The sequence below is a fragment of the Salinicoccus sesuvii genome, assembly GCF_042648145.1.
GTDB lineage: Bacteria > Bacillota > Bacilli > Staphylococcales > Salinicoccaceae > Salinicoccus > Salinicoccus sesuvii.
Window position 1 is genome coordinate 65,876 of the sequence record NZ_JBHRWV010000002.1, and the last position, 21,914, is coordinate 87,789.

Annotated in this window: 28 protein-coding genes; 27 read left to right on the forward strand and 1 reads right to left on the reverse strand. The window is 44.8% G+C overall.

What is annotated here, in order from left to right; genetic code table 11:
• Window positions 1-9: 9 nt before the first annotated feature.
• The 25 genes from ACFOJ8_RS02965 (at window position 10) to ACFOJ8_RS03085 (ending at window position 20,869) form a co-directional block, all read left to right on the forward strand.
• Window positions 10-807, forward strand: a complete 798-nt coding sequence (locus ACFOJ8_RS02965) for an ATP-binding protein (RefSeq protein WP_380653093.1) — start codon at window positions 10-12, stop codon at window positions 805-807.
• Entirely contained in the window at window positions 808-999 is a 192-nt protein-coding gene (locus ACFOJ8_RS02970; protein ID WP_380653096.1) for a hypothetical protein, read from the forward strand.
• Window positions 1,000-1,257 carry a hypothetical protein gene (locus tag ACFOJ8_RS02975; RefSeq protein WP_380653099.1) on the forward strand — a complete coding sequence of 86 codons (258 nt, stop codon included), beginning with the start codon at window positions 1,000-1,002 and terminating at the stop codon, window positions 1,255-1,257. It begins immediately after the preceding gene.
• A complete protein-coding gene (locus ACFOJ8_RS02980) occupies window positions 1,254-1,571 on the forward strand; it encodes a hypothetical protein (RefSeq protein ID WP_380653101.1) in 318 nt (105 codons plus the stop codon). Before ACFOJ8_RS02975 ends, ACFOJ8_RS02980 begins: the two co-directional genes overlap by 4 nt.
• Entirely contained in the window at window positions 1,572-2,015 is a 444-nt protein-coding gene (locus ACFOJ8_RS02985) for a DUF1064 domain-containing protein (RefSeq protein WP_380653104.1), read from the forward strand. It begins immediately after the preceding gene.
• Between the two features lie 5 nt (window positions 2,016-2,020).
• Complete coding sequence (locus ACFOJ8_RS02990) at window positions 2,021-2,419, forward strand: hypothetical protein (RefSeq protein ID WP_380653107.1); 399 nt, start codon at window positions 2,021-2,023, stop codon at window positions 2,417-2,419.
• Window positions 2,420-2,572: 153 nt separating this feature from the next.
• Entirely contained in the window at window positions 2,573-3,016 is a 444-nt protein-coding gene (locus ACFOJ8_RS02995) for a hypothetical protein (RefSeq protein ID WP_380659879.1), read from the forward strand.
• 224 nt (window positions 3,017-3,240) lie between these two features.
• Window positions 3,241-3,570 (forward strand): HNH endonuclease, encoded by a 330-nt coding sequence (locus tag ACFOJ8_RS03000; RefSeq protein WP_380653113.1) that lies wholly within the window; start codon window positions 3,241-3,243, stop codon window positions 3,568-3,570.
• 116 nt (window positions 3,571-3,686) lie between these two features.
• On the forward strand, window positions 3,687-4,031 hold the full coding sequence (locus ACFOJ8_RS03005) for a terminase (protein ID WP_380653116.1): 345 nt from the start codon (window positions 3,687-3,689) through the stop codon (window positions 4,029-4,031).
• Entirely contained in the window at window positions 4,018-5,655 is a 1,638-nt protein-coding gene (locus ACFOJ8_RS03010; protein ID WP_380653119.1) for a terminase TerL endonuclease subunit, read from the forward strand. Before ACFOJ8_RS03005 ends, ACFOJ8_RS03010 begins: the two co-directional genes overlap by 14 nt.
• 11 nt (window positions 5,656-5,666) lie before the next feature.
• Window positions 5,667-6,809 (forward strand): phage portal protein, encoded by a 1,143-nt coding sequence (locus tag ACFOJ8_RS03015; RefSeq protein WP_380653122.1) that lies wholly within the window; start codon window positions 5,667-5,669, stop codon window positions 6,807-6,809.
• The gene (locus ACFOJ8_RS03020; protein ID WP_380653125.1) at window positions 6,806-7,582 is read left to right on the forward strand and encodes a head maturation protease, ClpP-related; all 777 of its coding nucleotides are present in this window, start codon (window positions 6,806-6,808) and stop codon (window positions 7,580-7,582) included. Before ACFOJ8_RS03015 ends, ACFOJ8_RS03020 begins: the two co-directional genes overlap by 4 nt.
• A 19-nt stretch (window positions 7,583-7,601) precedes the next feature.
• Complete coding sequence (locus ACFOJ8_RS03025) at window positions 7,602-8,762, forward strand: phage major capsid protein (RefSeq protein WP_380653127.1); 1,161 nt, start codon at window positions 7,602-7,604, stop codon at window positions 8,760-8,762.
• 41 nt (window positions 8,763-8,803) lie between these two features.
• A complete protein-coding gene (locus tag ACFOJ8_RS03030) occupies window positions 8,804-9,097 on the forward strand; it encodes a phage gp6-like head-tail connector protein (RefSeq protein ID WP_380653130.1) in 294 nt (97 codons plus the stop codon).
• Complete coding sequence (locus ACFOJ8_RS03035) at window positions 9,084-9,446, forward strand: hypothetical protein (RefSeq protein WP_380653133.1); 363 nt, start codon at window positions 9,084-9,086, stop codon at window positions 9,444-9,446. Before ACFOJ8_RS03030 ends, ACFOJ8_RS03035 begins: the two co-directional genes overlap by 14 nt.
• A 20-nt stretch (window positions 9,447-9,466) precedes the next feature.
• On the forward strand, window positions 9,467-9,880 hold the full coding sequence (locus tag ACFOJ8_RS03040) for a hypothetical protein (RefSeq protein WP_380653136.1): 414 nt from the start codon (window positions 9,467-9,469) through the stop codon (window positions 9,878-9,880).
• A gap of 4 nt (window positions 9,881-9,884) precedes the next feature.
• A complete protein-coding gene (locus ACFOJ8_RS03045; RefSeq protein ID WP_380653137.1) occupies window positions 9,885-10,289 on the forward strand; it encodes a hypothetical protein in 405 nt (134 codons plus the stop codon).
• On the forward strand, window positions 10,289-10,903 hold the full coding sequence (locus ACFOJ8_RS03050) for a major tail protein (protein WP_380653139.1): 615 nt from the start codon (window positions 10,289-10,291) through the stop codon (window positions 10,901-10,903). Before ACFOJ8_RS03045 ends, ACFOJ8_RS03050 begins: the two co-directional genes overlap by 1 nt.
• A 32-nt stretch (window positions 10,904-10,935) precedes the next feature.
• Window positions 10,936-11,154 (forward strand): hypothetical protein, encoded by a 219-nt coding sequence (locus tag ACFOJ8_RS03055; protein ID WP_380653142.1) that lies wholly within the window; start codon window positions 10,936-10,938, stop codon window positions 11,152-11,154.
• Window positions 11,155-11,203: 49 nt separating this feature from the next.
• Entirely contained in the window at window positions 11,204-11,623 is a 420-nt protein-coding gene (gene gpG / locus ACFOJ8_RS03060) for a phage tail assembly chaperone G (protein ID WP_380653145.1), read from the forward strand.
• Between the two features lie 62 nt (window positions 11,624-11,685).
• A complete protein-coding gene (gene gpGT / locus ACFOJ8_RS03065; protein WP_380653148.1) occupies window positions 11,686-11,823 on the forward strand; it encodes a phage tail assembly chaperone GT in 138 nt (45 codons plus the stop codon).
• Between the two features lie 45 nt (window positions 11,824-11,868).
• The gene (locus tag ACFOJ8_RS03070) at window positions 11,869-16,143 is read left to right on the forward strand and encodes a phage tail tape measure protein (protein ID WP_380653151.1); all 4,275 of its coding nucleotides are present in this window, start codon (window positions 11,869-11,871) and stop codon (window positions 16,141-16,143) included.
• A gap of 10 nt (window positions 16,144-16,153) precedes the next feature.
• A complete protein-coding gene (locus tag ACFOJ8_RS03075; protein ID WP_380653153.1) occupies window positions 16,154-17,623 on the forward strand; it encodes a phage distal tail protein in 1,470 nt (489 codons plus the stop codon).
• Complete coding sequence (locus ACFOJ8_RS03080; protein WP_380653155.1) at window positions 17,620-18,669, forward strand: phage tail spike protein; 1,050 nt, start codon at window positions 17,620-17,622, stop codon at window positions 18,667-18,669. The genes ACFOJ8_RS03075 and ACFOJ8_RS03080 overlap by 4 nt, the downstream gene beginning before the upstream one ends.
• A 1-nt stretch (window position 18,670) precedes the next feature.
• Window positions 18,671-20,869 (forward strand): glycosyl hydrolase family 28-related protein, encoded by a 2,199-nt coding sequence (locus ACFOJ8_RS03085; protein ID WP_380653158.1) that lies wholly within the window; start codon window positions 18,671-18,673, stop codon window positions 20,867-20,869.
• Between the two features lie 201 nt (window positions 20,870-21,070).
• Here the strand turns inward: ACFOJ8_RS03085 and ACFOJ8_RS03090 are convergent, their stop codons facing one another.
• Window positions 21,071-21,331, reverse strand: a complete 261-nt coding sequence (locus ACFOJ8_RS03090) for a hypothetical protein (RefSeq protein ID WP_380653161.1) — start codon at window positions 21,329-21,331, stop codon at window positions 21,071-21,073.
• Here ACFOJ8_RS03090 and ACFOJ8_RS03095 point away from each other — a divergent pair.
• Window positions 21,330-21,614, forward strand: coding sequence for a hypothetical protein (locus ACFOJ8_RS03095; protein WP_380653164.1), 285 nt, complete (start codon window positions 21,330-21,332; stop codon window positions 21,612-21,614). The two genes, ACFOJ8_RS03090 and ACFOJ8_RS03095, sit on opposite strands and share 2 nt — an antisense overlap.
• Window positions 21,614-21,892 carry a holin gene (locus ACFOJ8_RS03100; protein WP_380653167.1) on the forward strand — a complete coding sequence of 93 codons (279 nt, stop codon included), beginning with the start codon at window positions 21,614-21,616 and terminating at the stop codon, window positions 21,890-21,892. Before ACFOJ8_RS03095 ends, ACFOJ8_RS03100 begins: the two co-directional genes overlap by 1 nt.
• Window positions 21,893-21,914 lie beyond the last annotated feature (22 nt).

Sequence of the window (21,914 nt, forward strand, 5' to 3'; positions counted from 1 at the left end):
AGGTCCACTATGAAGAATCCATCCCATCAGATAGCAAACCTTATGCAGCATGCAGTAGACAACTCAGAAGACAGACCGCCACTCAAACGGCCTATTGGCTCTGAACATCTTGGGCAATGCGAAGACTGTCGAGGTAACGTGCGACTTATCAAGTTTGACGACGGCTCTGAGAAAGAGACCGGCTGCAGGTGTGAAGCCAAACGATACGCAAATGATAAGCAACGTGCGATCAATGCCAAGTCCTATGAAAAAGCATCTGCACTCCATGGTGATTATGCAGAGAAGACATTTAATGACTACCGTGCTGCAGACCAAGCACAAGCCAGGGCGCTGAAATTATCTAAGCGATATGCAGAAGCCTTTGACGAAATGCTGAAGAAGAAGCAGAACCTATACTTCCAGGGTAGACCAGGGACAGGCAAAACACATCTTGCTGCAGCAATCCGGAAAGTCGTGCGGGATCAAAACTACAAAGTGCTATTCCTATCTCTTCCTGATTACCTGGGCAAGGTCAAAGCAGAATTCGATAACGCGAATACCACTTATCCAATCTACAAGATGGCTGTCGATGCAGAACTGCTTATCTTGGACGATGTCGGTGCCAACCGGATGACAGACTGGGAAGTGTCCGAGATATTCCGCCTGGTCGATGCTAGAAACGGCAAGTGCACCATCTATACAACCAACCTAAAGAGTAGTGACATGACTGCAAGTATCGGTCTGAGCCGTATCTTTTCACGAATGATGGCAAACACCGAAACAATCGTACTCAACGGAGACGATTATCGAATAGGAGGTCCAGAATAAATGATTATTGTAGAGGAGAAATCCATCGTCGATAAGATCATGGATGACGAGCCACTCACGAAGCATGACATTCAAGCACTCGGCATGTTCAACGACCATTACATTGATCTACTTTTGAACGCTGGTCAGAAAGTAGTACGACGCAAGGTCGCTGAGAGTCTGGTCCGTGCTGGAATGATGGAGGTGGGTTGAATGGAAGCATATACTCACCGCTGCAATGGTACATGTGGAGAACGCCTAGATCAGCAACAAAAGACGATTAAAGAAAAAAATGCACGTATTGATGAGCTGGAGAAAAAGGGGAAGGCGTGGAACGAGTTCGTAGAATACTTCGACAGCGTTGTTACAGAAGAAGGATATGTCTACGATACTGATGAAAATATCGTAGTTAATATTCAAAACATCAGAATGAACTATCATTTCGAGGAGAAATGGGGAGATAAGTCATGATTATAGGTGGTGGAAGAAACAAGGGAAAAACGACTGAACTCATCAAGATGTCTAATAAAGATTGGGTGTATATACTGTGTCCGGACAGAGGACGGGCAAGGCTCGTAGCTAACATGGCTGAAGATATGGACTTGGTTATTCCTTATCCTTTATGCGTAGACGATCTGCCAGTACGGGGAACATACATCGAAGAGTTACTCGTGGATGAAATAGAGGCGGTCGTATATCAGATTGCCAGAGCCAACGTGAAACACGCGTCTTCTAGCCATAACTTCTGGGAAATGGAATCGCTAGAAAATAGAGGAGATAACTAAATGGCAGTTAAAGACTACTACAACACTAAGAAGGTTGAATACAAAGGCATCATCTTCGATTCCAACGAAGAAGCTGAATATTATCAGCTACTTGAACGCAAGCAGGCAGCAGGTATCATCAAAGAAATTGAACTACAACCTGTTCTCGATCTATTCCCAGCGTATGACTACTACGGCAAGAAGCGACAGAAGATGGTATATAAGCTCGACTTCCGCATTCTCTACAGTGACGGCGTTGAAGTATACATTGATATTAAAGGTATGGCGACCGAAACTGCAAAGATGAAACGCAAGATTGCTGAATATCTCCATCCGGACAAACAAATCATCTGGATTGCTAAGAGTAAGAAGTGGGGTGATCGGTTTGGGTGGATTGAATATGATGCACTGATAAAGGTAAGAGCTGCTAACAAACGTGAAGCGAATAAAAAGAAAAGGGGATAAAGATAATGGCAGATACTAAAATGAGAGATATAAGCAAAACTGAGGAACTCATCACAAGAACTTTCGGTGTAGATTACGACGAGGTTAAGTTTAACAAGATGGACATTACCGACAAGCATCTCACGTTTAATCTAGAATGGACTCATAAGGATGCTCTTATGCAAGCGACGATTACTGAGAAGGCAGTTAAACCCAAGTTCACACTTGAAGAGAGAGACGATGAGTTTGTCTTGGAGCAACTCAATAGGTTGTTCTATATGAGAGACGAGCTATTTATCGAGGATGAAGAAAAGATTAATGACGATATATTTGAGGGACAGGAGTACGATCCTGCTCGCGGATATGTCGAGAAGGATAAGAAGGATGAACAAGTGGCGTTGGATATGGAGCAAGTCGAAGGATAAAACATATTCTTTCTGCTTCACAATTGGGGGACTGTGAAGCGAAAAGGTTATACTATGACCAAAAAATATAGCGGAGCGATGTGACGTCGCTCACAGTCGCTCTATTACATCTCTATGATATATACCAATACGAAAGGATGGTCGCCGTTGTATTTGATAAACGACATAAGACAAATCATAAACGACTATCACTGGAAGAAACGGCTCATTCAATCTCAAGTCTACGATACAGACAGCACATCCACTGCACAATACGGCATTGAATCATCTATGCCAAAAGGCCAAGGAGAGACTGGCGACAAGGTTTCATCTATGGTCGTACGTAATGATCGTGAGAGTCGGAAGCTAGATAAACTAATCAAAGAAGTGTCGTTTATTGATACACATGAGAAGTATATAAACAGTGATAAGAACTTCCACATATTGCAGCTGCTCAAGCAGGGTGAGAGTAAGCAACGCATCAAGGTGCTGTTGAACATAGGTAACCGTAATCTCTATGAGCGGATAGACCAGGTTGTTATAGTGCTCTTTAATGCACAGTCTGTCAAAAAGGATACAAAGGAAATAAAGGAGAAGAAGGATACAAAGGAGACATAGGAAACGCATTTATTATTTTTATTATCTTTCTGGTTATAATGTTCTTGCAAGTGATTCAACAACAGATAAGCAATAAGAATATGGTATCAGTCAAAGACGCTCAGTCGAGCGTCTTTTTATTATGCACAATAGGAGGGATGACTCATCGTTGAATACAATGAATATAAACAACGGAGGTGATCCATATCTTCCAGTGAGTCGCTGGGTATCAAGGGACTGATTGAATGAACTTCGATTTCAATAAGCTGACTGATCGTAAAGCCTTCTACAACTCCATGCCTTGGAGACGCAAGCGCGACGATATAAAAGGTCGCGATAACAACGAGTGCCAATGGTGTAAGGCAGAAGGCAAGCTCAAGATGGATGTCGGCCGTCGTGATAGTGAAGGTAAGAAGACAGTAATACTTATTGTCCATCACATTCAAGAGCTGGAACACAGACCGGATCTTCGACTGGATGATAATAATCTAATCACCATCTGCTTCGAATGTCATGAAGCACATCACGGTCGTGCAAGAAGCAAACGAAAAAAGTGGGACGACGAAATGTGGTAGAGAACTGCACACCCCCGGCCAAAAGTTTCGAAAAGAAATGAAGGCCTGGATACCGGTGGGAGGGTCTTCTCCGCGGAAAATTACGAAAAAATTTATTTTAGACAGGGGGGGTGGGCATGCCATCGGAAACAAAGTTTGAAGACCTGCGCGAGTATCTCATAAAAAAACTCGGCGAAGATAACACGCTACATGCAGATAAAGTTGATCGATATATATCGCTTCTGAAACTCTTCCATGAGATTGACGAAGATATCGAAAACCAAAAGCGTATGGTCGTCACGGAAAATGGTGCGCAGCGTTTCATAAAACCCCACCCTGGCATCGAGCAGAAAATCAAATTGAACAAAGAACTGTTGAGTATCGAAGAATCTTTCGGTTTCCATCGCAAGCTGAAAGATAAAGAGAATGAAGAGGAACGGCCAACGAAGAGACGCAAGGGTGGGTTACTTGATTCAACATAGGTTTTTCGATGATTATGTCAAGGCTTGGAAAACCGGAAAGATTGTACTCAACAAAGAACGAATATTATTGATCGCGTATCTCGAAAAAAATATTATGACGCGCGACGACTTGTACTTCGATGAACAGAAAATTGATGACTATATCGCATATACGGAAAAGTTCTTCTTCAAGACAGCTGCCTATCAGAGATTCATCGTCCCCTTTATATTTTTGTATGAAGAGGATACCGGCGAACCATACTTCGATGAATTCTTCATTACCATCGGTCGGGGCGGCGGCAAGAACGGCTTCCTATCATCGCTTGGTGGGTTCCTGATTTCAGACCTTCACGGCGTTGAGAATTACGATATATCCATCGTGGCCAACAGTGAGGACCAGGCGCGTACTAGCTTTGACGAAGTGCACAAGATGATTTACGACAACAGTCTGGATGACATCTACTACAACAAAAAGTCCATTATCAGGAACTATGATACGAATAGCACATTGCGCTTCCGCACATCCAACGCAAAGACAAAGGATGGCGGGCGTGAGGGTGCTATTTTTTATGACGAAATTCATTTCTTTGAGAATGGTGAAATAGTGGATGTCTTCTCCGGTGGTCTTGGTAAGGTCTCCGGTGGTCGAGAATTCAAGGTCGGTACGAACGGTACACTGCGCGAAGGCTACTATGATGAAATGCTTAAACGGTCCATGGCAATACTCAAAGGAGAAGTTTTGGACGAGCGTCTCTTCCCATTCATCTCTCGGTTGGACAATGTAAAGGAGATGGAAAAGCCGGAACTCTGGTCGAAGGCAAACCCGATGCTGGATGAAGATACATCCTATGCTCGAATACTTCAAGGCAAGATCATGCGGGATTATAAAAAGTTGAAGCGGGCACCAAGTGGCCGCCTGGCATTCATCTCCAAACGTATGAACCTGCCGGAAGTGGACATGCAGAAATCGGTAGCAAGCAAAGACGAGATGGATGCAACCGCCCGCCCGATTCCGGATACGACATATATGCCTGGGGTCTTCTCTCTCGACTTCGCAAGTATTCGCGACTTTGCTGCAGTCGGTGCGCTTTTCAAAGACAACAATACCGGCGACTATATCTGGAAGACACACTCGTTTGCGCTACGAAACTATCTGGATGCAGCAAAGCTTGAACCGCCGATTGAAGAGTGGGCGCATGAGGGCTTGCTGACGATTCTGGAAGAGCCATCAATTAATCCGCGCCACGTCGTCAACTGGTTTGTAGAAATGCGCGAAGAGACCGGCATCAATATCATATGCGCGGATAACTACAAAATGGAGTTCATCCGGCCATTACTTGAAGCGGAAGGCTTTGAAGTCAATACAATACGCAATCCGCGTGCCAGTCACGCGCTCCTATCGTCTCGTGTAGAGGATATGTTTGCGAATCATAAAATCATTTACGGAGAGAATCCACTCATGCGCTGGTACACATGGAACGTGTACGTAAATGTGAAGAAAGACGGCAATCGTGAGTATTTGAAAAAGGATGAGCATCGCAGAAAAACGGATGGCTTTATGGCACTGATTCATGCGCTTTATCTGTCTGCAGAACATTTGGACATAGAAGAATCGGAATTTATGCTCGATGAGCTCGTGTTCTAGGAGGTGAAATATTGGGATTTTTAGATGATGTATTTAAACGAAATAGCGAACTGGATTGGATGTACGATCTTGAGCTTCTGGGTGAAAAGTCGGACCAGGTGTACTTGAAGAATTTAGCCATACAAATCTGCATCAATAAAATTGCAAGCACCATCAGTCAATCAAAATTCGAAGTGACTACCGATGACGAAGAGAATCGGAATGGCCTGATATACCTGCTGAACCATCGAGCGAATAAGAATATGAACGCCACCCGATTCTGGCAAAGATTCATCTACAAGCTTGTCTATGACAATGAAGTTTTGGTCATAGTTACTGACGACGAAGAACTGTTGATTGCAGACGAATTTGAGCAAACGGAATATGCACTTTTTGAAGATACATTTAAGAACGTTATTGCGAAGAATTATGAATACAAACGGACTTTTCGGATGAGCGAGGTCATTTACTTAGATTACGCCAACGAAAAGATGTCTGGCATCATCGATGGTTTGTTCGAAAACTATGGAGAACTGTTTGGAAGAATGATTGCACATCAGATGCACGCCAATCAGATCCGTGCCACTTTACCAATTAAAATGATTGCGGGCAAGGGTGATGATGCGAAGGAGAAAGCTCAATCCTACCTTAACAAGATTACGGAGTCATTTCGTAACAATGCTTTTGCAGTAGCGCCTTTGCAGGACGGAATGGATTATAAGGAGCATTCTGGGAACTCGAAAACGCAATCTGTCGAAGAGATCAACAAGGCGACAAATGGCTTTGTCGATAAGGTCGCCATGGCGCTTAGCATACCGAAGTCACTGATCTATGGTGACATGGCGGACACGAAGGAAGCCAGTAAGAATTACATGCGCTTCTGTATCAATCCGCTGGTCAAACAGATCAAAGATGAATTCAACTCGACGTTCTTCGAGAAAACAGAAATTCTCAATGGAGACGGGATAGACATTCGACCGCTATCGATAGAATCCATATTTGAACGTGCAGAAGCGATTGACAAACTAATTTCCAGTGGTGCATTTACGCCGAATGAAGTGCGGAAAGAAGCTGGGAAGGATAAGGTGGATGATCCAAAAATGGATGAGTTCTACATGACGAAGAACTACCAACAAGTAAATGAAATGACATCGAGAGGGGGTGAGAATGAATGAAGAAGGAGCAGCTCATTAAAAATGGGATGAAGTACAAATTTCAGAATGAAGTGCAGGATGGGCAGCACATTCTCACGCTCTCCGGCGTCGTAGCTAAACCGAGCCTTTGGGACATGATTATGGAAACCGAAACAATTAATGCTCAAGATGTTGCCAGCGCGCTCGACGATGTTGAAACAGACATTCTGGTTCGCATCAATAGTGGGGGCGGAGACGTGTTTGAAGGTATCGAGATCTACAACTATCTCAAAAATCATCAGTCCAAAGTTACTGTAGAAGTCACGGCCTTGGCAGCAAGCGCAGCTTCTATCATTGCGATGGCCGGCGATGAAGTGATCATGGATACAGGGTCTTCCCTGATGATTCACCAGGCCTCCACTTTCGCTTGGGGTGACAAAGTCGAACTGAAGAAAGCGATCAATGCGCTCGAGACAATCGACGGTTCCCTAGTCGATATCTACAACGAACGCACAGGCATCGAGAAGTCAGAGCTCGATGGACTGCTTACTGGTGAAACCTGGTTTACTGCTGATGAAGCAGTCAATAAAGGCTTTGCAGACCGTAAATCTAGCAGACGCGCGCCTGAAATGGTTGAGACACCTGAAGAAGACGAAGGAGTTACAGCAACAGCGAAACATGAAATGTCCGACGAACTAAAGGAAATGTTCGATGCCATGAACGAAAAGATTGCAACGCTTACAGAAAATAAAATTGAAGATCCCAAACAAAAGGAACCTCAAGCCAAAACAGGCTTTGAGAGGTACTTATTTTAATTTATAGGAGGAATTATTAATGGTTATTAAATTCGGAGAAAAAATGAAAAACTACCAAGATAAGAAGAAAGCTTTTGCAGACACAGTGAAAAACGGGGCAGACCAAGAGAAACAGGACGAAGCCTTCGGCGAAATGATGGACGCTCTGACTGCAGACCTTACTCAAGAAGTTAAAGCTGGAATCGCCGATGAAAATTATGATTCCAACGTTCTTATCGCTCGCGGAGTAAATCAGCTTACGAACGAAGAGAAAAAGTTCTATAACGAACTGGTAACTGACGTCGGTTACAAAGATGACAAGCTCCTACCAGAAACAATTATCAGCCGCGTATTCGAAGAGATTGAAACGGAGCACCCATTCTTGGGCGCAATCAACATTCAGAATATGGGAATTAAAACGCGCATTATCGAATCTGAACCGGAAGGCCAGGTCGTCTGGGGCAAACTCTTCGGAGAGATTAAAGGTCAGCTGGATGCAGTCTTTACTGAAAAAGACCTTACACTTTCCAAAGCAACTTGCTATGTTGTGGTGCCTAAAGATCTGAAAGATTCTGGCGTAACCTGGGTGGATGCTTTTGTTCGTGCACAGATCCGCGAAGCATATGCAGTCGCATTCGAAAAGATGGCCATCCTCGGTAATGGGCGCAATGTCAACGAACCTGTCGGCATGATGAAAAACATTAACCGTGAAACCGGTGCAGTAGAAGACAAAGCGGTATCAGGCACACTGACTTTTGCTGATGCAGATACTTCTATCACTGAGATGCGCGACATCCTGGTGAACCTCTCTGTAAGTGAAAAAGGAAAGCCAGTAAGGGTTAAAGGCAATGTTGTCATTGCTGTCAATCCGACAGATTCCCTGTATGCAGAAGCAAGTTTCATGAGATTGAACAACAACGCCGCATTTGTGGCCCCAACGCCATTTAATGTCGTGTTCGTAGAGAATGAGTTTGTCGCTTCAGGTAAGGCTGTACCATTCGTTAAAAACAGATACACGATGGGTATCGCTGGTGACAGGATTACGCGCGTTTATGACCAGACGCTTGCCATTGAAGACTGTGACCTCTACACCACTAAACAGTTCGCTTATGGCGAGCCAAAGGATAACAAGTCTTCAGCAGTTTACGACCTCGCAATCGACGGTATGCCGGCGCCGGAAGAAACACCTACCGGCGCGTAATTGCAGATGAAGCAATGCACAAAGAAAGCGGGTGATCCAGAATGAAACCTGAAGAGGTTCCAGTAGAAATGCTCGAAGACTTCAAAGCGCGCATGAGAATATTTCACAAGACGGAGGACAAGAACCTTAGACGGTTGTTGTCCTCTTCTTATGCAGCGGTCCAGTCGACATGTGGGAAATTCGACATCAAAAACAATATCGAAGGCGAGGAACTCGTATTCGAACGTGCCAGGTACGCTTATTACGATTCTGTCGAGTTTTTCGAACCAAACTTCGTGAGACGATTGCACGCATTCGGGATGTCATTGGTGGTGTTGGAAGATGAAACAGTTTAAAGTGCCGCAGATATCAACAGGTGATCTTGACAAGCCTGTTGATTTTTTTGTGATCAAAACATCGAGTGGACCTGAAGCGCATGGAAGTGGTGGCGAAGAATTGCTCTATCACTGCATGGCAGATGTGTACGAATCATCAATGAAAGACATTACACGCAATGATGTTTCCAGCGCTCGGAAAATGGTGACGATAAAAATTCGCGATACAGTCGGGGGATACCTTCCTCAAAATACGCACAGTTTCAGAATCAACCACTACAAGTATCCCAGAGACTACCAGGTCATAGATGTGGCGCCTGACACTTCTGAAGCAGGTTTCATGAAGGTGATTGGTGAATCTCATGACTAATAGAAAGTAGGTGTCGCACGATGTTCAAGTTTGAATTGAAAGGCGTTGAACAGACGATTCAGGACCTGGAAGCGCACTTCAGTCCTGCAGCATTACTCAAAGCTAAAGACAAGGCGCTCACCAAGGGTGCCGAATTCTTGAAGGACAAGCTCTATATCATGCTCGATCAGACCAAGGATACAGGAGCGGCGCGAGATGAGCTGACGTTTAGCAAACCGCAATGGATTGATGGAGAGCGTGTAATTACGCTGCACTGGCGTGGAAATAAAGACAGATACCGTGTCATACATTTAATCGAAAATGGCTTCTACGATCGTAGCGGTAATTTTAAGAAACCAGAGGGCTATGGACAGATTGAAAATGTACTGGCTGCCAATAGAGTAGAATATATCAAGATTGTGGCTGATGAACTGCAACGGCAGATTGCGGGGTGACTGAGTGGATATTTTAAGCGACATCTACAACCTGATTAAAGACGACCCACCGCTTGTTGAACATGTCGGCTCGAACTACAAGTACAACGTGATGCCGGATGTTTCCGACATCGATACTGCTTATATTGTCATTACACCTGTCGTCAATGGCACGCCTGTCAGTTATGCCGATGGCAAACGTATTGCAGATGCCAAGTCTGCCCGTGTTGATATGCTACTTAAAGCCTCAGCCATCACATCAGACAATCCACGATTAATTATCCAGAACATCATGGAGCGCATCGCAGATATTCTCGATGACCATCACTATGGCCAAACCGCGAACTTTGCGCCTGAGTATGACAAGGACCACAAGCTTTATCGCGAAACGAGAAGTTTCGAAACAAACTATTATAGGAGTGATTATTAATGGCTATGGAACAAGCAAAAACACCAAAAGCATATATCAATATTAAGGATCTCGGTTTTGCGCCGATTACCGGAGAAGATGGAACGACTGTCACTTACGGCTCACCAATTCAGACACGAGGCATGAAGACAGTAGGTCTGCCTGCAGGTGGAGAAATCGCCGTTGCATGGGCTGACGGTGCGCCGATTGAATCTGCAGTCGGAGACGGAGAACCTTCCCTGACATTCGGCCTACACGAACTGTCTCCAGAAATCGAGAAGATGATTTTCAATGTGACGTTTGACCAGGATGGCATTGCCGAAGAGAAGTGGGGACATCAGCCAACGCCAGTTGCCGTATGGTTCAAGTCTGAACGTCTCGACGGTACTTATCGCTGGACCGGATTTAAAAAGGTACTCTTCGCGCCACCTGAAGAAGAACGCTCAGCAAAAGAGGGCACAATCGAATTCGGCGACAAATCGATTGAAGGACGTATCATGAAAGTCGATGGGTCGGATGCGAAGAAAGTTATGGCCGATTCTCGTGAAGTTGGAGAAACAGGCACATTCAACGACGACACATTCTTCCAACGTCTACTCGGCGATGCTTATGTAGCAGATCCTGCAGGCGCGTAAATCATAAATCTAATTGAAAAGGATGATTAATCATGGCAAAAGCCGAAGAAAACAAAAAGACAGAAGAAGCGAAAGATCTTCGTTACGTAGTCGTTAAAGATTTTAAAGACCTAAAAGACAACGATCATATCTACAAAGAAGGACATGTTTATCCGCGTAATAATAAGAAAGCAGATCCAGTTCGTGTAGAAGAGTTGTCCACCACAAAGAACAAGCGCAAAGAAGTACTGATTAAGGTCAAGGGAGAGTAGGGGAACCTGCTCTCTTTTTTTATACATCAAATCATAGAGGAGAATTTAAATGGCGAACAAACTGAAAAGAAACTATATCCAACTGGTGACAGGTGTTAAAGAAAACGGCGAACCGGAATTTGAAACATTTCTGACACCACACTTCATTCCTGCTGATATATGGTACGAGTGCATGGATGTTTTGGACGAAGTAGAAACAATGGAAGAGAAAATGAACGCAGAGCGTAAGGCTGCCGAAGAATCTGGGGAAGCTGGAAACTTAATGTCGAGCGCACGAATGATGAAAAAGCAAGGTGAATTGCTCACTGACGCCGTAGTCAAGATTTACGACGGACAATTCGACAAGAAGGATATCAGGAAAAAATATCATGCTCCGGATTTTGTTGAGGGACTACAGAAACAAGTCGAGTTCATTGCTATGGGACAACAGGATGCAGCAACAAAAAAGTTCGTGGAGAGTCAAAGCTAAACGCTGAAGACTTTTCTTGGCGCAGACAACGCGAACACCTGGAACAAGTCTTCAAGGAAGGCGTGAAGGAGGGCAAAGATATAAACGAAATGTTGAAAATGCCGATGAACTTCATGTTGTCCATCCTGGATGAAAAGAATAAGGCGATGGCGCCAGAGGACGAGGAAAGAGCACTCGATCGTTTCCTCGACTCAATTTAGCACTCTTCAGGAGTGCTTTTTATTTTGTCAGAAAGGAGGTAACTCATGGCAGAAGGAAGAATACAAGGACTTTCCGTTGGTTTAGGGATGGAATCAACAGAGATAACTAGGTCCATGTCCGAAATCAAACGGTCGTTTCGTGGGCTTAATTCTGAAGCAAAGGTGACAAGTAACAACTTCAAGTATGGTTCCAGAGATGCAAAGACCTACAAGAGTACTATTGACTCTTTGTCAGATACCACGGAGAAACAACGAAAGAACGTGGAAGCACTTGGGAAAAGATATCAAGACGTAGTTGAAGATCAAGGGGCTTCATCTAAAGCGGCACAAACCCTCGCAACTGAATACAATAAACAGGCTGATAATCTTAATCGATTGGAAAACGAATTGAGCAACGTTAAATCAGAGTTTGAAGAATTCAACGAAGCACAGCGTATTGCCGAAAGCCGCTGGACCAAAGCGGGCGAGTCGATGGACAAGTTCGGGGATAAAACTCAAAAAGTTGGGCGTGGTATGCAGGATGTCGGAAAGAAGGTGTCATTGGCTGTCACAACCCCGATACTTGGCTTTGCTGCGGCTGCCATAAAGACTGGTGTAGACTTTGATGATTCCATGGCAAAGGTTGCTGCCGTATCTGGTGCAACAGGCGATGATCTAGAAGCACTTAGACAGAAAGCGAAAGATATGGGTGAGTCCACACGATTTAGCGCATCTGAAGCTGCAGACGGTTTGAACTACATGGCGCTTGCCGGGTGGAGCACTGAAGAAATGCTTGGCGGTCTCGATGGCGTTATGTCCCTTGCAGCCGCATCTGGAGAAGACCTTGGGTCTGTATCAGATATTGTGACTGACTCACTCTCCGCATTTGGGCTGGAAGCGAAGGATAGTAGTTACTTTGCAGACGTGTTGGCGCAGACTTCTGCCAACGCAAACACAGATGTCACTGGTCTTGGTGACGCCTTTAAATATGTTGCTCCGGTTGCTGGTGCAATGGGATATACAGTAGAAGATACAGCCAAAGCAATTGGTTTGATGAGTGATAGCGGTATTAAAGGTGAGAAGGCCGGTACAGCATTGAGGACGATGATGACAAACCTTGCAAAGCCTACAAAAGCGATGCAGGAAGAAATGGACAATCTTGGTATCAGCTTGACGAATACAGACGGTTCAATGAAAACCTTTGACGAGATTATGGTTGATCTTAGGAGTTCGTTCAGTGGACTCAACGAAGAGCAACAGGCTTCAGCAGCCGCAACCATCTTCGGAAAAGAAGCAATGTCAGGCGCGCTCGCTGTCATAAACACGACTGGCGATTCCTTCGATGACTTAGGCAATAAAATCTCCAATTCCGAAGGTGCAGCGAAGAAAATGGCAGATACTATGGAAGGTACACTGGGGGGCGTATGGCGTGAGATAAAATCTGGTATTGAAGGTTTTTCCATCTCAGTATACGAAACCATGTTGCCTACGCTTGAGAAAATGTCCGAAAAGATTTTGAACGCCATTCAATGGCTTAATGACCTATCGCCGAGAGCGAAAACACTCGGTGTTGTATTTGCGGGAGTCGCAGCCGCCATTGGCCCATTACTTGTGGTCGGCGGTAGCTTGCTCATTTTCTTCGGTAGTATATTAAAAACCTTAGCGCCAGTCATGACTAACATAGCTAAGGCAGGCGGATTACTAAAATACCTTCGTTTCGCTTTTATAGGGTTGACTGGACCAGTTGGTATAACTGTCGGTGTTATCGCAGGTTTAGCAACAGCGTTTATGGTTGCTTACCAACGGTCTGAAACATTCCGTAATTTTATTAGAGACTTACGTCCGAAGTTCGTTGATGCCTGGAAAGGTGTCATGGAGTTTAAAGACAAAGTACTTCAAGCAGTGTCCGGCATTACAGCCATGTTCAAGAACGATTGGATGGCCGGCATGTCTATATTGCAGAAAATGGGCATGGGTGACGACCAAATACTCAAGGTACAAAATGGCGTCATCAAGGTAAAGCGATTCTTCCATGACTTGAAGCAGGGTATCAGTGCTGCTTTTTCAAGTATCGGTAGCTTTGCATCTGACATGTTTGGCCAGATCAAATCATTTTGGCAGTCAGACGGTCAGCAAACGATGACTGCTTTTGGCAATGCGATAAATCTTATTAAATCCGGAGTCAGTTTTGCGATGCCCTACATTCAAAAAACGGTATCCGTGGCGCTTAAATTAACGCTCTCAATTGTGAAAATGGTGTGGCAAAATATCCAGGGCATAATACGAGGCGGGCTCAATATTGTGATGGGTCTGACGAAAGTTTTCACAGGTATTTTTACTGGCGATTTCTCCAAAATGTGGGAGGGCGTAAAACAAACTTTTAAAGGGTCAATACAGTTGATCTGGAACGGCTTCCAGTTGCTTTTTTACGGAAGGATTATTAAGGGTGTCGGTTCACTGGTCAAAATATTCGCGGGCTCTATACGGTCATTATGGACGCGTGTCGTTGGATTCTTCAAGGGTATGGCTGATGGAGTCGCTTCGAGAATGACTGGCATGAGAACGGGTGTCACTCAGACAGCGAGTAATTTAGTCAGCAGAGTCGTTCAATTTTTCAAGAATCTGCACACCAATTTGACTGTGACAGCCGGCAATATTCGCTCAGGCGTCCAACGGCCGTTTTCTGCGATGCGCGAATTTGTATCGAATAGTGTCTCCAGATTGCGCGAAGGTGCGGTCAATGGGTTCACTCGATTGAAAGAGCGAGCGACAAAAATGGTCACTGATTTAAAAGACAATGTCTCGGATCGGTTCGGCGATATCGTCAAGGGCGCTCGAGAATTGCCAGGGAAGATGGGTAGCGCCATCACCAACGCGAAAGGCAAAGCCGTAGACGGCATCAAGTCACTCGGCTCTTCCATGCTCTCTCAACTGGAAAAAGTCATAAATTTCTTGATTGATGGCATGAACAATGTACTCGGCAAACTGGGAATCAAAGATCTTATTGGTAATGTCACACTTAATAAAGGGTCCAACGGTTCAAGGTCACGTGCGAGCGCCGGCGGATATCAAGCTGCACGACTCAGCACGGGCGGCGAGCTCACACGAGACACCATGGCCATCGTCAACGATAAAGGTCCAGGTAACGGTCGAAATGGATTTGTTCAGGAAATCATCGAACGCAGAGACGGAAAGTTGGAAATGCCAAAAGGCAGAGATGTACTTGTTGGCCTTGGCAAAGGCGATACCGTTCACAACGGTGCGACTGTCCAAGCCTTGAAGATGTCTGGTATGTTGCCACGATTCAGCACAGGTATTGGGTCCGGCACAGACAAGAAGAATGAACCAAAGAAGAAAAAAGGACTGTGGGGCACAATTGGCGATGTAATGTCGAATGCTTGGGACTACATCAAGCATCCGGGCAAGGCGCTGAGCGCCATTGTGGATAGCATTTCTCCAGATTGGTCTAGCCTTGGTGGATTTGCGAAGACTGCTGCTAAAGGCGCGTTTGGGTTTGCCAAAGATAAAGCGCTCGACTGGTTGACTGGCATATTCAAAGACAATGAAGGCGGAGAAGTGAATGGTAGCAGCATTCTCGGACGTAAGATCACTGCGAAGTTTGGTAAGTATCCAGCTGCCATTGCAAGACAACTCGGTGTAACTGACCACTACGGATTGGATACCGCCCACAGATACGAGAAGCTGACTTCTCCTGTATCAGGTAAAGTCAGCAGAGTATGGCATGACAAGTTTGGCGGAAACGCCATACAGATATCTGCTGGTGACCTGACGTGGTGGTTTATGCATATGCAGAGTATCGCACGTAAGGTTGGCGACATGGTCAAGGCTGGTTCAACCAGTCTAGGTATAACGGGTAACACTGGATTAAGAACAACCGGTTATCACTTGCACACACAAGCAATGAAGGGCGGCATCGGTAACCGATTCGCTATTAATCCGCTACCGCTACTACAGAAGGCCAATAGTCATTTGCTAGGTGGAAGAACGCTCACTGACGGACTTTTCAACCTGCATGGCGGAGAGTATATCATCAATCCTAAAAAGCCGACTGAGGCGATGAAATTACTTGCCTTGGCAGGTAAGGAGCTTACTGGTAAAAGTAAGCAGACAAGGCAGTTGCCAACTCCAACTGGTGGTGGGGGTGATACACGTAACTTAGAGAATAAGCTTGACCAGCTGATTGAGTTGATGGGTATGATGCTAACCTCTAGCCAAAACATTGAACAAAAAGAGAATGTATTGGACGCAAGGTCACTTTCAAACGAATTTGATAAACTCATACAATCTAAACATAGGTTGAGAAATAGATATTCACAATAGGAGGGGTACGGTGCTTGATTTTAAATTCAATAATAAACAGCCACCTAAATGGTTGGTCATTGAGGAAGCGTTCGTACTTCCTTCTTTCAATGTCAAAGGCAAGTACGAAACACATGAGAATATTAACGGAGCGATGTACACAGGGTATCAAATTGAAAACTTTGAATTCTCGCTACCGCTAATTATCCGGAATAGTTTTCTAAACAAAAAGAGTACAGATGAAATTAAAGAAGCTCTAGCAGACTTTTTTTTTGTTGAGGAGGAGGCGCCGCTAGAGTTTTCTTTTTCTAACAAAATGCTTATGTGTACAGTTTCAGGACCATTTGAACTAAAACCCACAGTTAGAGGCTTCGCAGTCATTGAAGTTACTGTGCAGACATCTATGTACTACTATGAACGCGTAGGTCAACCTAACAGAGATGACTTCGCAGCAGGCACATTGACAGCGTATAATGCCGGAATCAAGACACCGCCTACACAGCAGTTCAAAATCAAAGAACCGACGACACACATGGTCATTACAAATGAAACCACACAAGAGTCGGTGGAGTTTGGCGCTGAAATGCTGTCTGAGAATGAACGTCCTGAGACGGACCAGCGATTGTTAAATGCTTTCTCTACTTCTCTCATCAACTGGCCGAACATTCGCGCAGGAAGTAACCTGCCGGTTGTCGGTACGGCCCAAGGGCGCTATATGCAGGCAGATGAATTTATATTTGTAGATACCTTCGGGGACCGTACCGGTAAGACGGACTGGATCGGCCCGGCGAAACAGATGCAACTGAGCCGGCAACTGTCCGGTGACTGGGAATGGGAAACCAGAGTAATCACGCCACCGCCGTCTTCATCTGCTAAAGGACGGAAACAGTTTATGCTGCTCGATGAACTGAAAAATCCTTTAGCGTTGATAGAGGTCAGGAACCAATCCAGTACAAACAGTAACATCACGGTGATCATGAGCCTATATGATGGACTGAAACGTACACAGATTATGTTTCACACCACTTCTCAATGGCGACAAAGAGGCCTCGTCTTAAAGATGACGAAACGAAAAGATGAATACACTTGCTATGTCGGCGTGGACTTCAATCCAGTCACGCGACAACGCTTCAATCCTCATGCTAGCCGCGTGACAGAGAAATACATTGATTACAGTAAAGAATACAACCGACCAGCTGTGTTTGCGCACATGCAAGACCTTAGAGCGCCAAACTATCCGGAGATGAAATTCAATACGTCGTATTTCAAACTGCTTAAATTCGCTGATAATACAAATCGTAGGCCATATATCTTTGTCGCAGGAGATGAAGTCATGGTATGCCATGACAGGAACCTCTTAACCATTAACGGGGAACCTAAGTTTCTTAAAACCCTACGGAGTGATTATTTTGATCTTCAAAAAGGCGAGAACACTATTTCTGTTGCCCCTTGGAGTGTTATTGAGAGTGGCCATCAAACATTTAGGGAGCGATACCTATGACAAGTATTTATTTGGTCTCTCAAGACGGCGAGGAAATGCTCGATGAACTTAAAAAACACATCGGTGCGCATATTTCGATCAATGAGGATAATACTCATGAATTGACATTTGATATCGAGGCCAATGCACGTACTGAAGTGCTGGAACAACAGAGTCGACTCCTTGTAAAGTTCATGGAGGACTGGTACGAGTTCATCGTTCAGGAAGTGGATGTCCACTATGGTCAGAATAACTATCGCAGTGTGAAAGCTTATCCCGCACACGATGATCTGAAAGTCATTCACTTCCTCCCACCGTTCAGCTTGAGCGCTCGGACACTATCAGCAATTATGGACTACATCCTGTACGATTCCGGATGGCAGCGTGGCAGGGTCGACTATACAGCCAATCAACGGTCTTTTTCTTCTGAGAGCATTAAGTCGGCATATGATCTTCTGAGAGAAGCTTCAAATCTGATTGGTCATGAGGTGCGATTCCGTATCGTCGTCAATGAGGAACAGAATACCATCACACGGTATGTGGACTTCGTAATTGATAATGCTGAACTATCCGGAAAGGAAGTCAAGTTCGGACGGGACCTTAAACGACTGACGAAGAACATCAATTACTCACAAGTGTTTACGCAGCTGTATGTGCTGGGGCCTGAAGTTGAAGGGACGACGGATCGTTTGCATGTCACAGTGAATGATCCGGCTGCATACGAGATATATAACCGGAACGGTCAACATGTCCAGGACGTCTATGAGCCACAGATGACGGCTGAACTGAGTGGTTATGCCTTAACAGAGCGCTTACGCGTACTGGGTCTGGCCGAGCTTAGAAAGCGAAATCGACACGCCCTGGAATGGCAGATAGAAGTCAGGCGGTTGGATAACCAGGAAGACATGCAGCATGAGATATACCGGCTGCATCAGTGGTTAATTATTCGCAACGAATATGAGCAAAGTCTATATCGTACGAAAGTCAGTGGTTTGGCTGGGAGATTAACCGATCCGTCCAGTGCCATCGTTACGTTTAGTCGCGTAGAAAAGGTAGGTGATATGTAACATGTATAAAGAACTTAATCGAGTGGAGAGTATCAACGGGAATGTCCTCAGACACAACGATGAGACAACAGAATTGAGTTATCGTTTCAGGGATGCTGCCGGTGCAGCTGTCGACTTGACTGACGAAGATATCCGGTATATCCGACTCAATCATTATCAAAATAAGCAATACGCGGTTGTTGATGTATACCGGGTAGAGAACAATCAAGTGCTGTTCCATTTGCCAACCGACATGGTGCCAGGTACGTACTACCTAGAAATTAAAACAACAGCCGGCGTTGTGTTCCCGGCAAATGACGAAACAAAGATTATTCTTAAAAACTCGAGTCTTTACTCGGAACACCAACGTATTTCATTATACGGTTTCGAGTCTGTTGTAGACGCAGCAGTCAGCCGTATCAATCTGGATGACTACACGGTGGATGAAGATAAGATTAGAGAAGATGTTAAAAGGGATTTGAATTATCAACCGATTGACCAGGAGAAGTTCAGACAAGATATCGTGGATAGTATTCCATTGAACCGATTAGTGGTTAACGTTACAAACCACGGGGCAATCGGAAATGGTAGTCAGGACGAGCGAGATGCCATTCAGGAAGTCGTGAACATCGCCCCAGAGGGGAGTGTCGTGCATTTCCCCTCCGGTCTTTATTTGACCGACTACGTCATTTTTATCAATAAAAATATTATCATCCGAGGGGAGTCTGCAACAACAACTAAAATCCGCGTCATGGATAACTCAACACTCTTCCACAACGACAATCGAGACAGAGTCGATCGGAACAAACAAGACGGCATGAATCTCTTCAGAGATTTTCATTCTGTCTTTTTCTATGTCGATTGCGATGTCATCATGTACAACCTTGAAGTGGATGGCAATCCGGAAGGGCAACAGGATATCGTAAATGGTGAAGTGTGGAACTATGTAGCACCAACGGTCGGGGACAAGAGTAGAGATTACTACAAGTATTATCACTTGGTACAGGTCATGTATAACCAAGTCAGAGCTTTCCGGATTGATATTCAGGGGTGCGATTTCCATGGCGGTACCTGGAACAACGTTGTTATCAACAACAATACAGTCGTTAGAAATCATTTGATCGATGGCCGTATTTTCAACAACCGATTCGAGGGATCGGCACAAGATATGCTCAGCTTACACTTTGTCAGCAATCTGGAAGTCAAAGCCAATACCTTCGTTAATCCGAATAGCCATTGCTTGCATAGTTATTACGATACCGATCGAATTCTGGTTGACAGTAATTACTTTGTCTTCACCGATGACGTCAACTGGATTGCGCCGAATAAACCAGAAGGCCGCATACTCGAAGCCATGCGCTTTGGTCATGGCACCTATAAGTCACATATTCGATCGCAGACATTTACGAATAATGTCATCGATGTCCGAACGGATGTGCTTGTTGTCTATGGCGTTGTCATGAGTAACACCATGTTCGATGCCATCGTAGAGACGAACATCATGAAAAATGTGACGATTGGGATATTTGCGCAGTCTGTATTACTCGGTACGAGTTCCATTAAAAAGAATACGATTACTCATAAAGAAGGGGGCATCATTCACCGGCCGTCGCTCAACAATGGTACTTTCATGGGTGTGCCGGATGATGTTCCATTACCGATATCCGCTATTATCGATATTACCGATAACAGTGTTCGCAGACTTGGGAACTCTAGCGCCAATGCAGATATTCTTGTTCACAAACCAAATTACAATGAGGCGGAGTTGCGGAAGTATGTTGTTAATCTCAGAGACAATAAAGCAGCCACTGTGGTTACCGATAAATCGGTTAAGTATGACATTCGAGAGACGCCACTGTGCAGTACGCAAGCGCACGAAGGCACCATTCAGCTACCGTACAGGAATGACCGGTCTGCAGTCGATGTGCTGAAGATAGAAAACAATCCATCTGCAGGCAGATCCGACGCATTTATTTATTTAGATATTGTCGATAGCCGACGCGGATTAATACAGGACGTGTTGAAAGTGACGTACAGTGGTGCCACAGCGACAGTGACGCGTGAGAATATACGCGGGGATACCAACAATAGCCATTATCAGTATCAGGTCACAACAGACAGCTTTGGACTGAACACGGTACAGGTGATGATCCCATCGATTACTCCAGCAACGCTGAAGTATTCTGCAACATCAAGAACGCATAGCTTTTATAAAAGATAAGGAATCTACTCTGTAGATTCTTTTTTTAATTTGAAACGAAAGGATGTGGCTCTATGTGAGTGAAAAAGACAAAAGAAACGTCGCACAAGGGGTCCGGAACATTTTAGAAAGAGAAAAAATCAAAGCCAGTCTATACCCACTTTTAGTCGCATCAATGTTGTATGGCATTCAGCTGTCCCTGTTTCCGCAAATACTAGAAACCTATTCTGTATATGCCATGATTAGTGACTTCGTCCCGCATTGGGAAATTGGAGCAGTATTCATCATCCTGCCTTTCCTCATGGCTTTGGCCTTCCAAGCCGATCGGCGGAGGCTACTACTTTTCACCTCAATATTGTTGTTGGCGGTATGGAGCATGTTTACGGTTGCTTTCATTTTTTCCCCGCCACCGAACACGATATGGATCTTCGCTGCGTTGATGACCTTCTTAACTTTCCGACTGACAAGGCGGGTGTAGCGCATGGACGAAAGCAACCTCGTACTCATTTTAACCGGGCTTATCGCTGCAGCTGGTGGGTGGGTCAGCAATGTCATTACAAACCGGCCGAAAAATGAAGAGAACACCATGGGGAAGATCAACGTTATTTTTCAGCAGTATGAAAAGCTGAATGAGGAATGTGAGAAGCGTAACGTGAAACTCTGTAAAGAAAATCGGATTTTGAGGCAACAGAAAAGCGAAGTGAAACAGGAGAATGCCGAACTGAAGCAACAACTGGATGAAGCTTTGAAGGGAGGTGAAGACTGATGGAAACAATCATTATTTTTGCTGGTGTCATATCCGTTTTGACAGTGGCATTGGTGCAGCTGATTAAAAAGACCACAACCATACCGGATAAGTTGATGCCGTTAATATCACTATTCGTCGGACTGCTCGTCGGGGCAATCGCCCTAGTGGTGCCTGAGATTACTTCAGACTTGTCTATAGGTGGTCACCTATTGGCTGGTGCAATCAGTGGTCTATCTGCCAGTGGCATTTACGATTTGGCAACAAAAACGAATCAAGGATTCAGAGACACTCAATAACTTGGGTGTCTTTTTTAATACA

What these genes read in the sequence shown, in the direction of transcription:
- ACFOJ8_RS03095 (WP_380653164.1), top strand. Translation starts at nt 21,330, where the DNA reads ATGGACGAAAGCAACCTCGTACTCATTTTAACCGGGCTTATCGCTGCA.
- ACFOJ8_RS02980 (WP_380653101.1), top strand. Translation starts at nt 1,254, where the DNA reads ATGATTATAGGTGGTGGAAGAAACAAGGGAAAAACGACTGAACTCATC.
- ACFOJ8_RS03080 (WP_380653155.1), top strand. Translation starts at nt 17,620, where the DNA reads ATGACAAGTATTTATTTGGTCTCTCAAGACGGCGAGGAAATGCTCGAT.
- ACFOJ8_RS02965 (WP_380653093.1), top strand. Translation starts at nt 10, where the DNA reads ATGAAGAATCCATCCCATCAGATAGCAAACCTTATGCAGCATGCAGTA.
- ACFOJ8_RS02970 (WP_380653096.1), top strand. Translation starts at nt 808, where the DNA reads ATGATTATTGTAGAGGAGAAATCCATCGTCGATAAGATCATGGATGAC.
- ACFOJ8_RS03055 (WP_380653142.1), top strand. Translation starts at nt 10,936, where the DNA reads ATGGCAAAAGCCGAAGAAAACAAAAAGACAGAAGAAGCGAAAGATCTT.
- ACFOJ8_RS03025 (WP_380653127.1), top strand. Translation starts at nt 7,602, where the DNA reads ATGGTTATTAAATTCGGAGAAAAAATGAAAAACTACCAAGATAAGAAG.
- gpG (WP_380653145.1), top strand. Translation starts at nt 11,204, where the DNA reads ATGGCGAACAAACTGAAAAGAAACTATATCCAACTGGTGACAGGTGTT.
- ACFOJ8_RS03040 (WP_380653136.1), top strand. Translation starts at nt 9,467, where the DNA reads ATGTTCAAGTTTGAATTGAAAGGCGTTGAACAGACGATTCAGGACCTG.
- ACFOJ8_RS03070 (WP_380653151.1), top strand. Translation starts at nt 11,869, where the DNA reads ATGGCAGAAGGAAGAATACAAGGACTTTCCGTTGGTTTAGGGATGGAA.
- ACFOJ8_RS03085 (WP_380653158.1), top strand. Translation starts at nt 18,671, where the DNA reads ATGTATAAAGAACTTAATCGAGTGGAGAGTATCAACGGGAATGTCCTC.
- ACFOJ8_RS02985 (WP_380653104.1), top strand. Translation starts at nt 1,572, where the DNA reads ATGGCAGTTAAAGACTACTACAACACTAAGAAGGTTGAATACAAAGGC.
- ACFOJ8_RS03000 (WP_380653113.1), top strand. Translation starts at nt 3,241, where the DNA reads ATGAACTTCGATTTCAATAAGCTGACTGATCGTAAAGCCTTCTACAAC.
- ACFOJ8_RS03035 (WP_380653133.1), top strand. Translation starts at nt 9,084, where the DNA reads ATGAAACAGTTTAAAGTGCCGCAGATATCAACAGGTGATCTTGACAAG.
- ACFOJ8_RS02990 (WP_380653107.1), top strand. Translation starts at nt 2,021, where the DNA reads ATGGCAGATACTAAAATGAGAGATATAAGCAAAACTGAGGAACTCATC.
- ACFOJ8_RS03050 (WP_380653139.1), top strand. Translation starts at nt 10,289, where the DNA reads ATGGCTATGGAACAAGCAAAAACACCAAAAGCATATATCAATATTAAG.
- ACFOJ8_RS03030 (WP_380653130.1), top strand. Translation starts at nt 8,804, where the DNA reads ATGAAACCTGAAGAGGTTCCAGTAGAAATGCTCGAAGACTTCAAAGCG.
- ACFOJ8_RS03020 (WP_380653125.1), top strand. Translation starts at nt 6,806, where the DNA reads ATGAAGAAGGAGCAGCTCATTAAAAATGGGATGAAGTACAAATTTCAG.
- ACFOJ8_RS03005 (WP_380653116.1), top strand. Translation starts at nt 3,687, where the DNA reads ATGCCATCGGAAACAAAGTTTGAAGACCTGCGCGAGTATCTCATAAAA.
- ACFOJ8_RS03090 (WP_380653161.1), bottom strand. Translation starts at nt 21,331, where the DNA reads ATGCGCTACACCCGCCTTGTCAGTCGGAAAGTTAAGAAGGTCATCAAC.
- ACFOJ8_RS03100 (WP_380653167.1), top strand. Translation starts at nt 21,614, where the DNA reads ATGGAAACAATCATTATTTTTGCTGGTGTCATATCCGTTTTGACAGTG.
- ACFOJ8_RS02975 (WP_380653099.1), top strand. Translation starts at nt 1,000, where the DNA reads ATGGAAGCATATACTCACCGCTGCAATGGTACATGTGGAGAACGCCTA.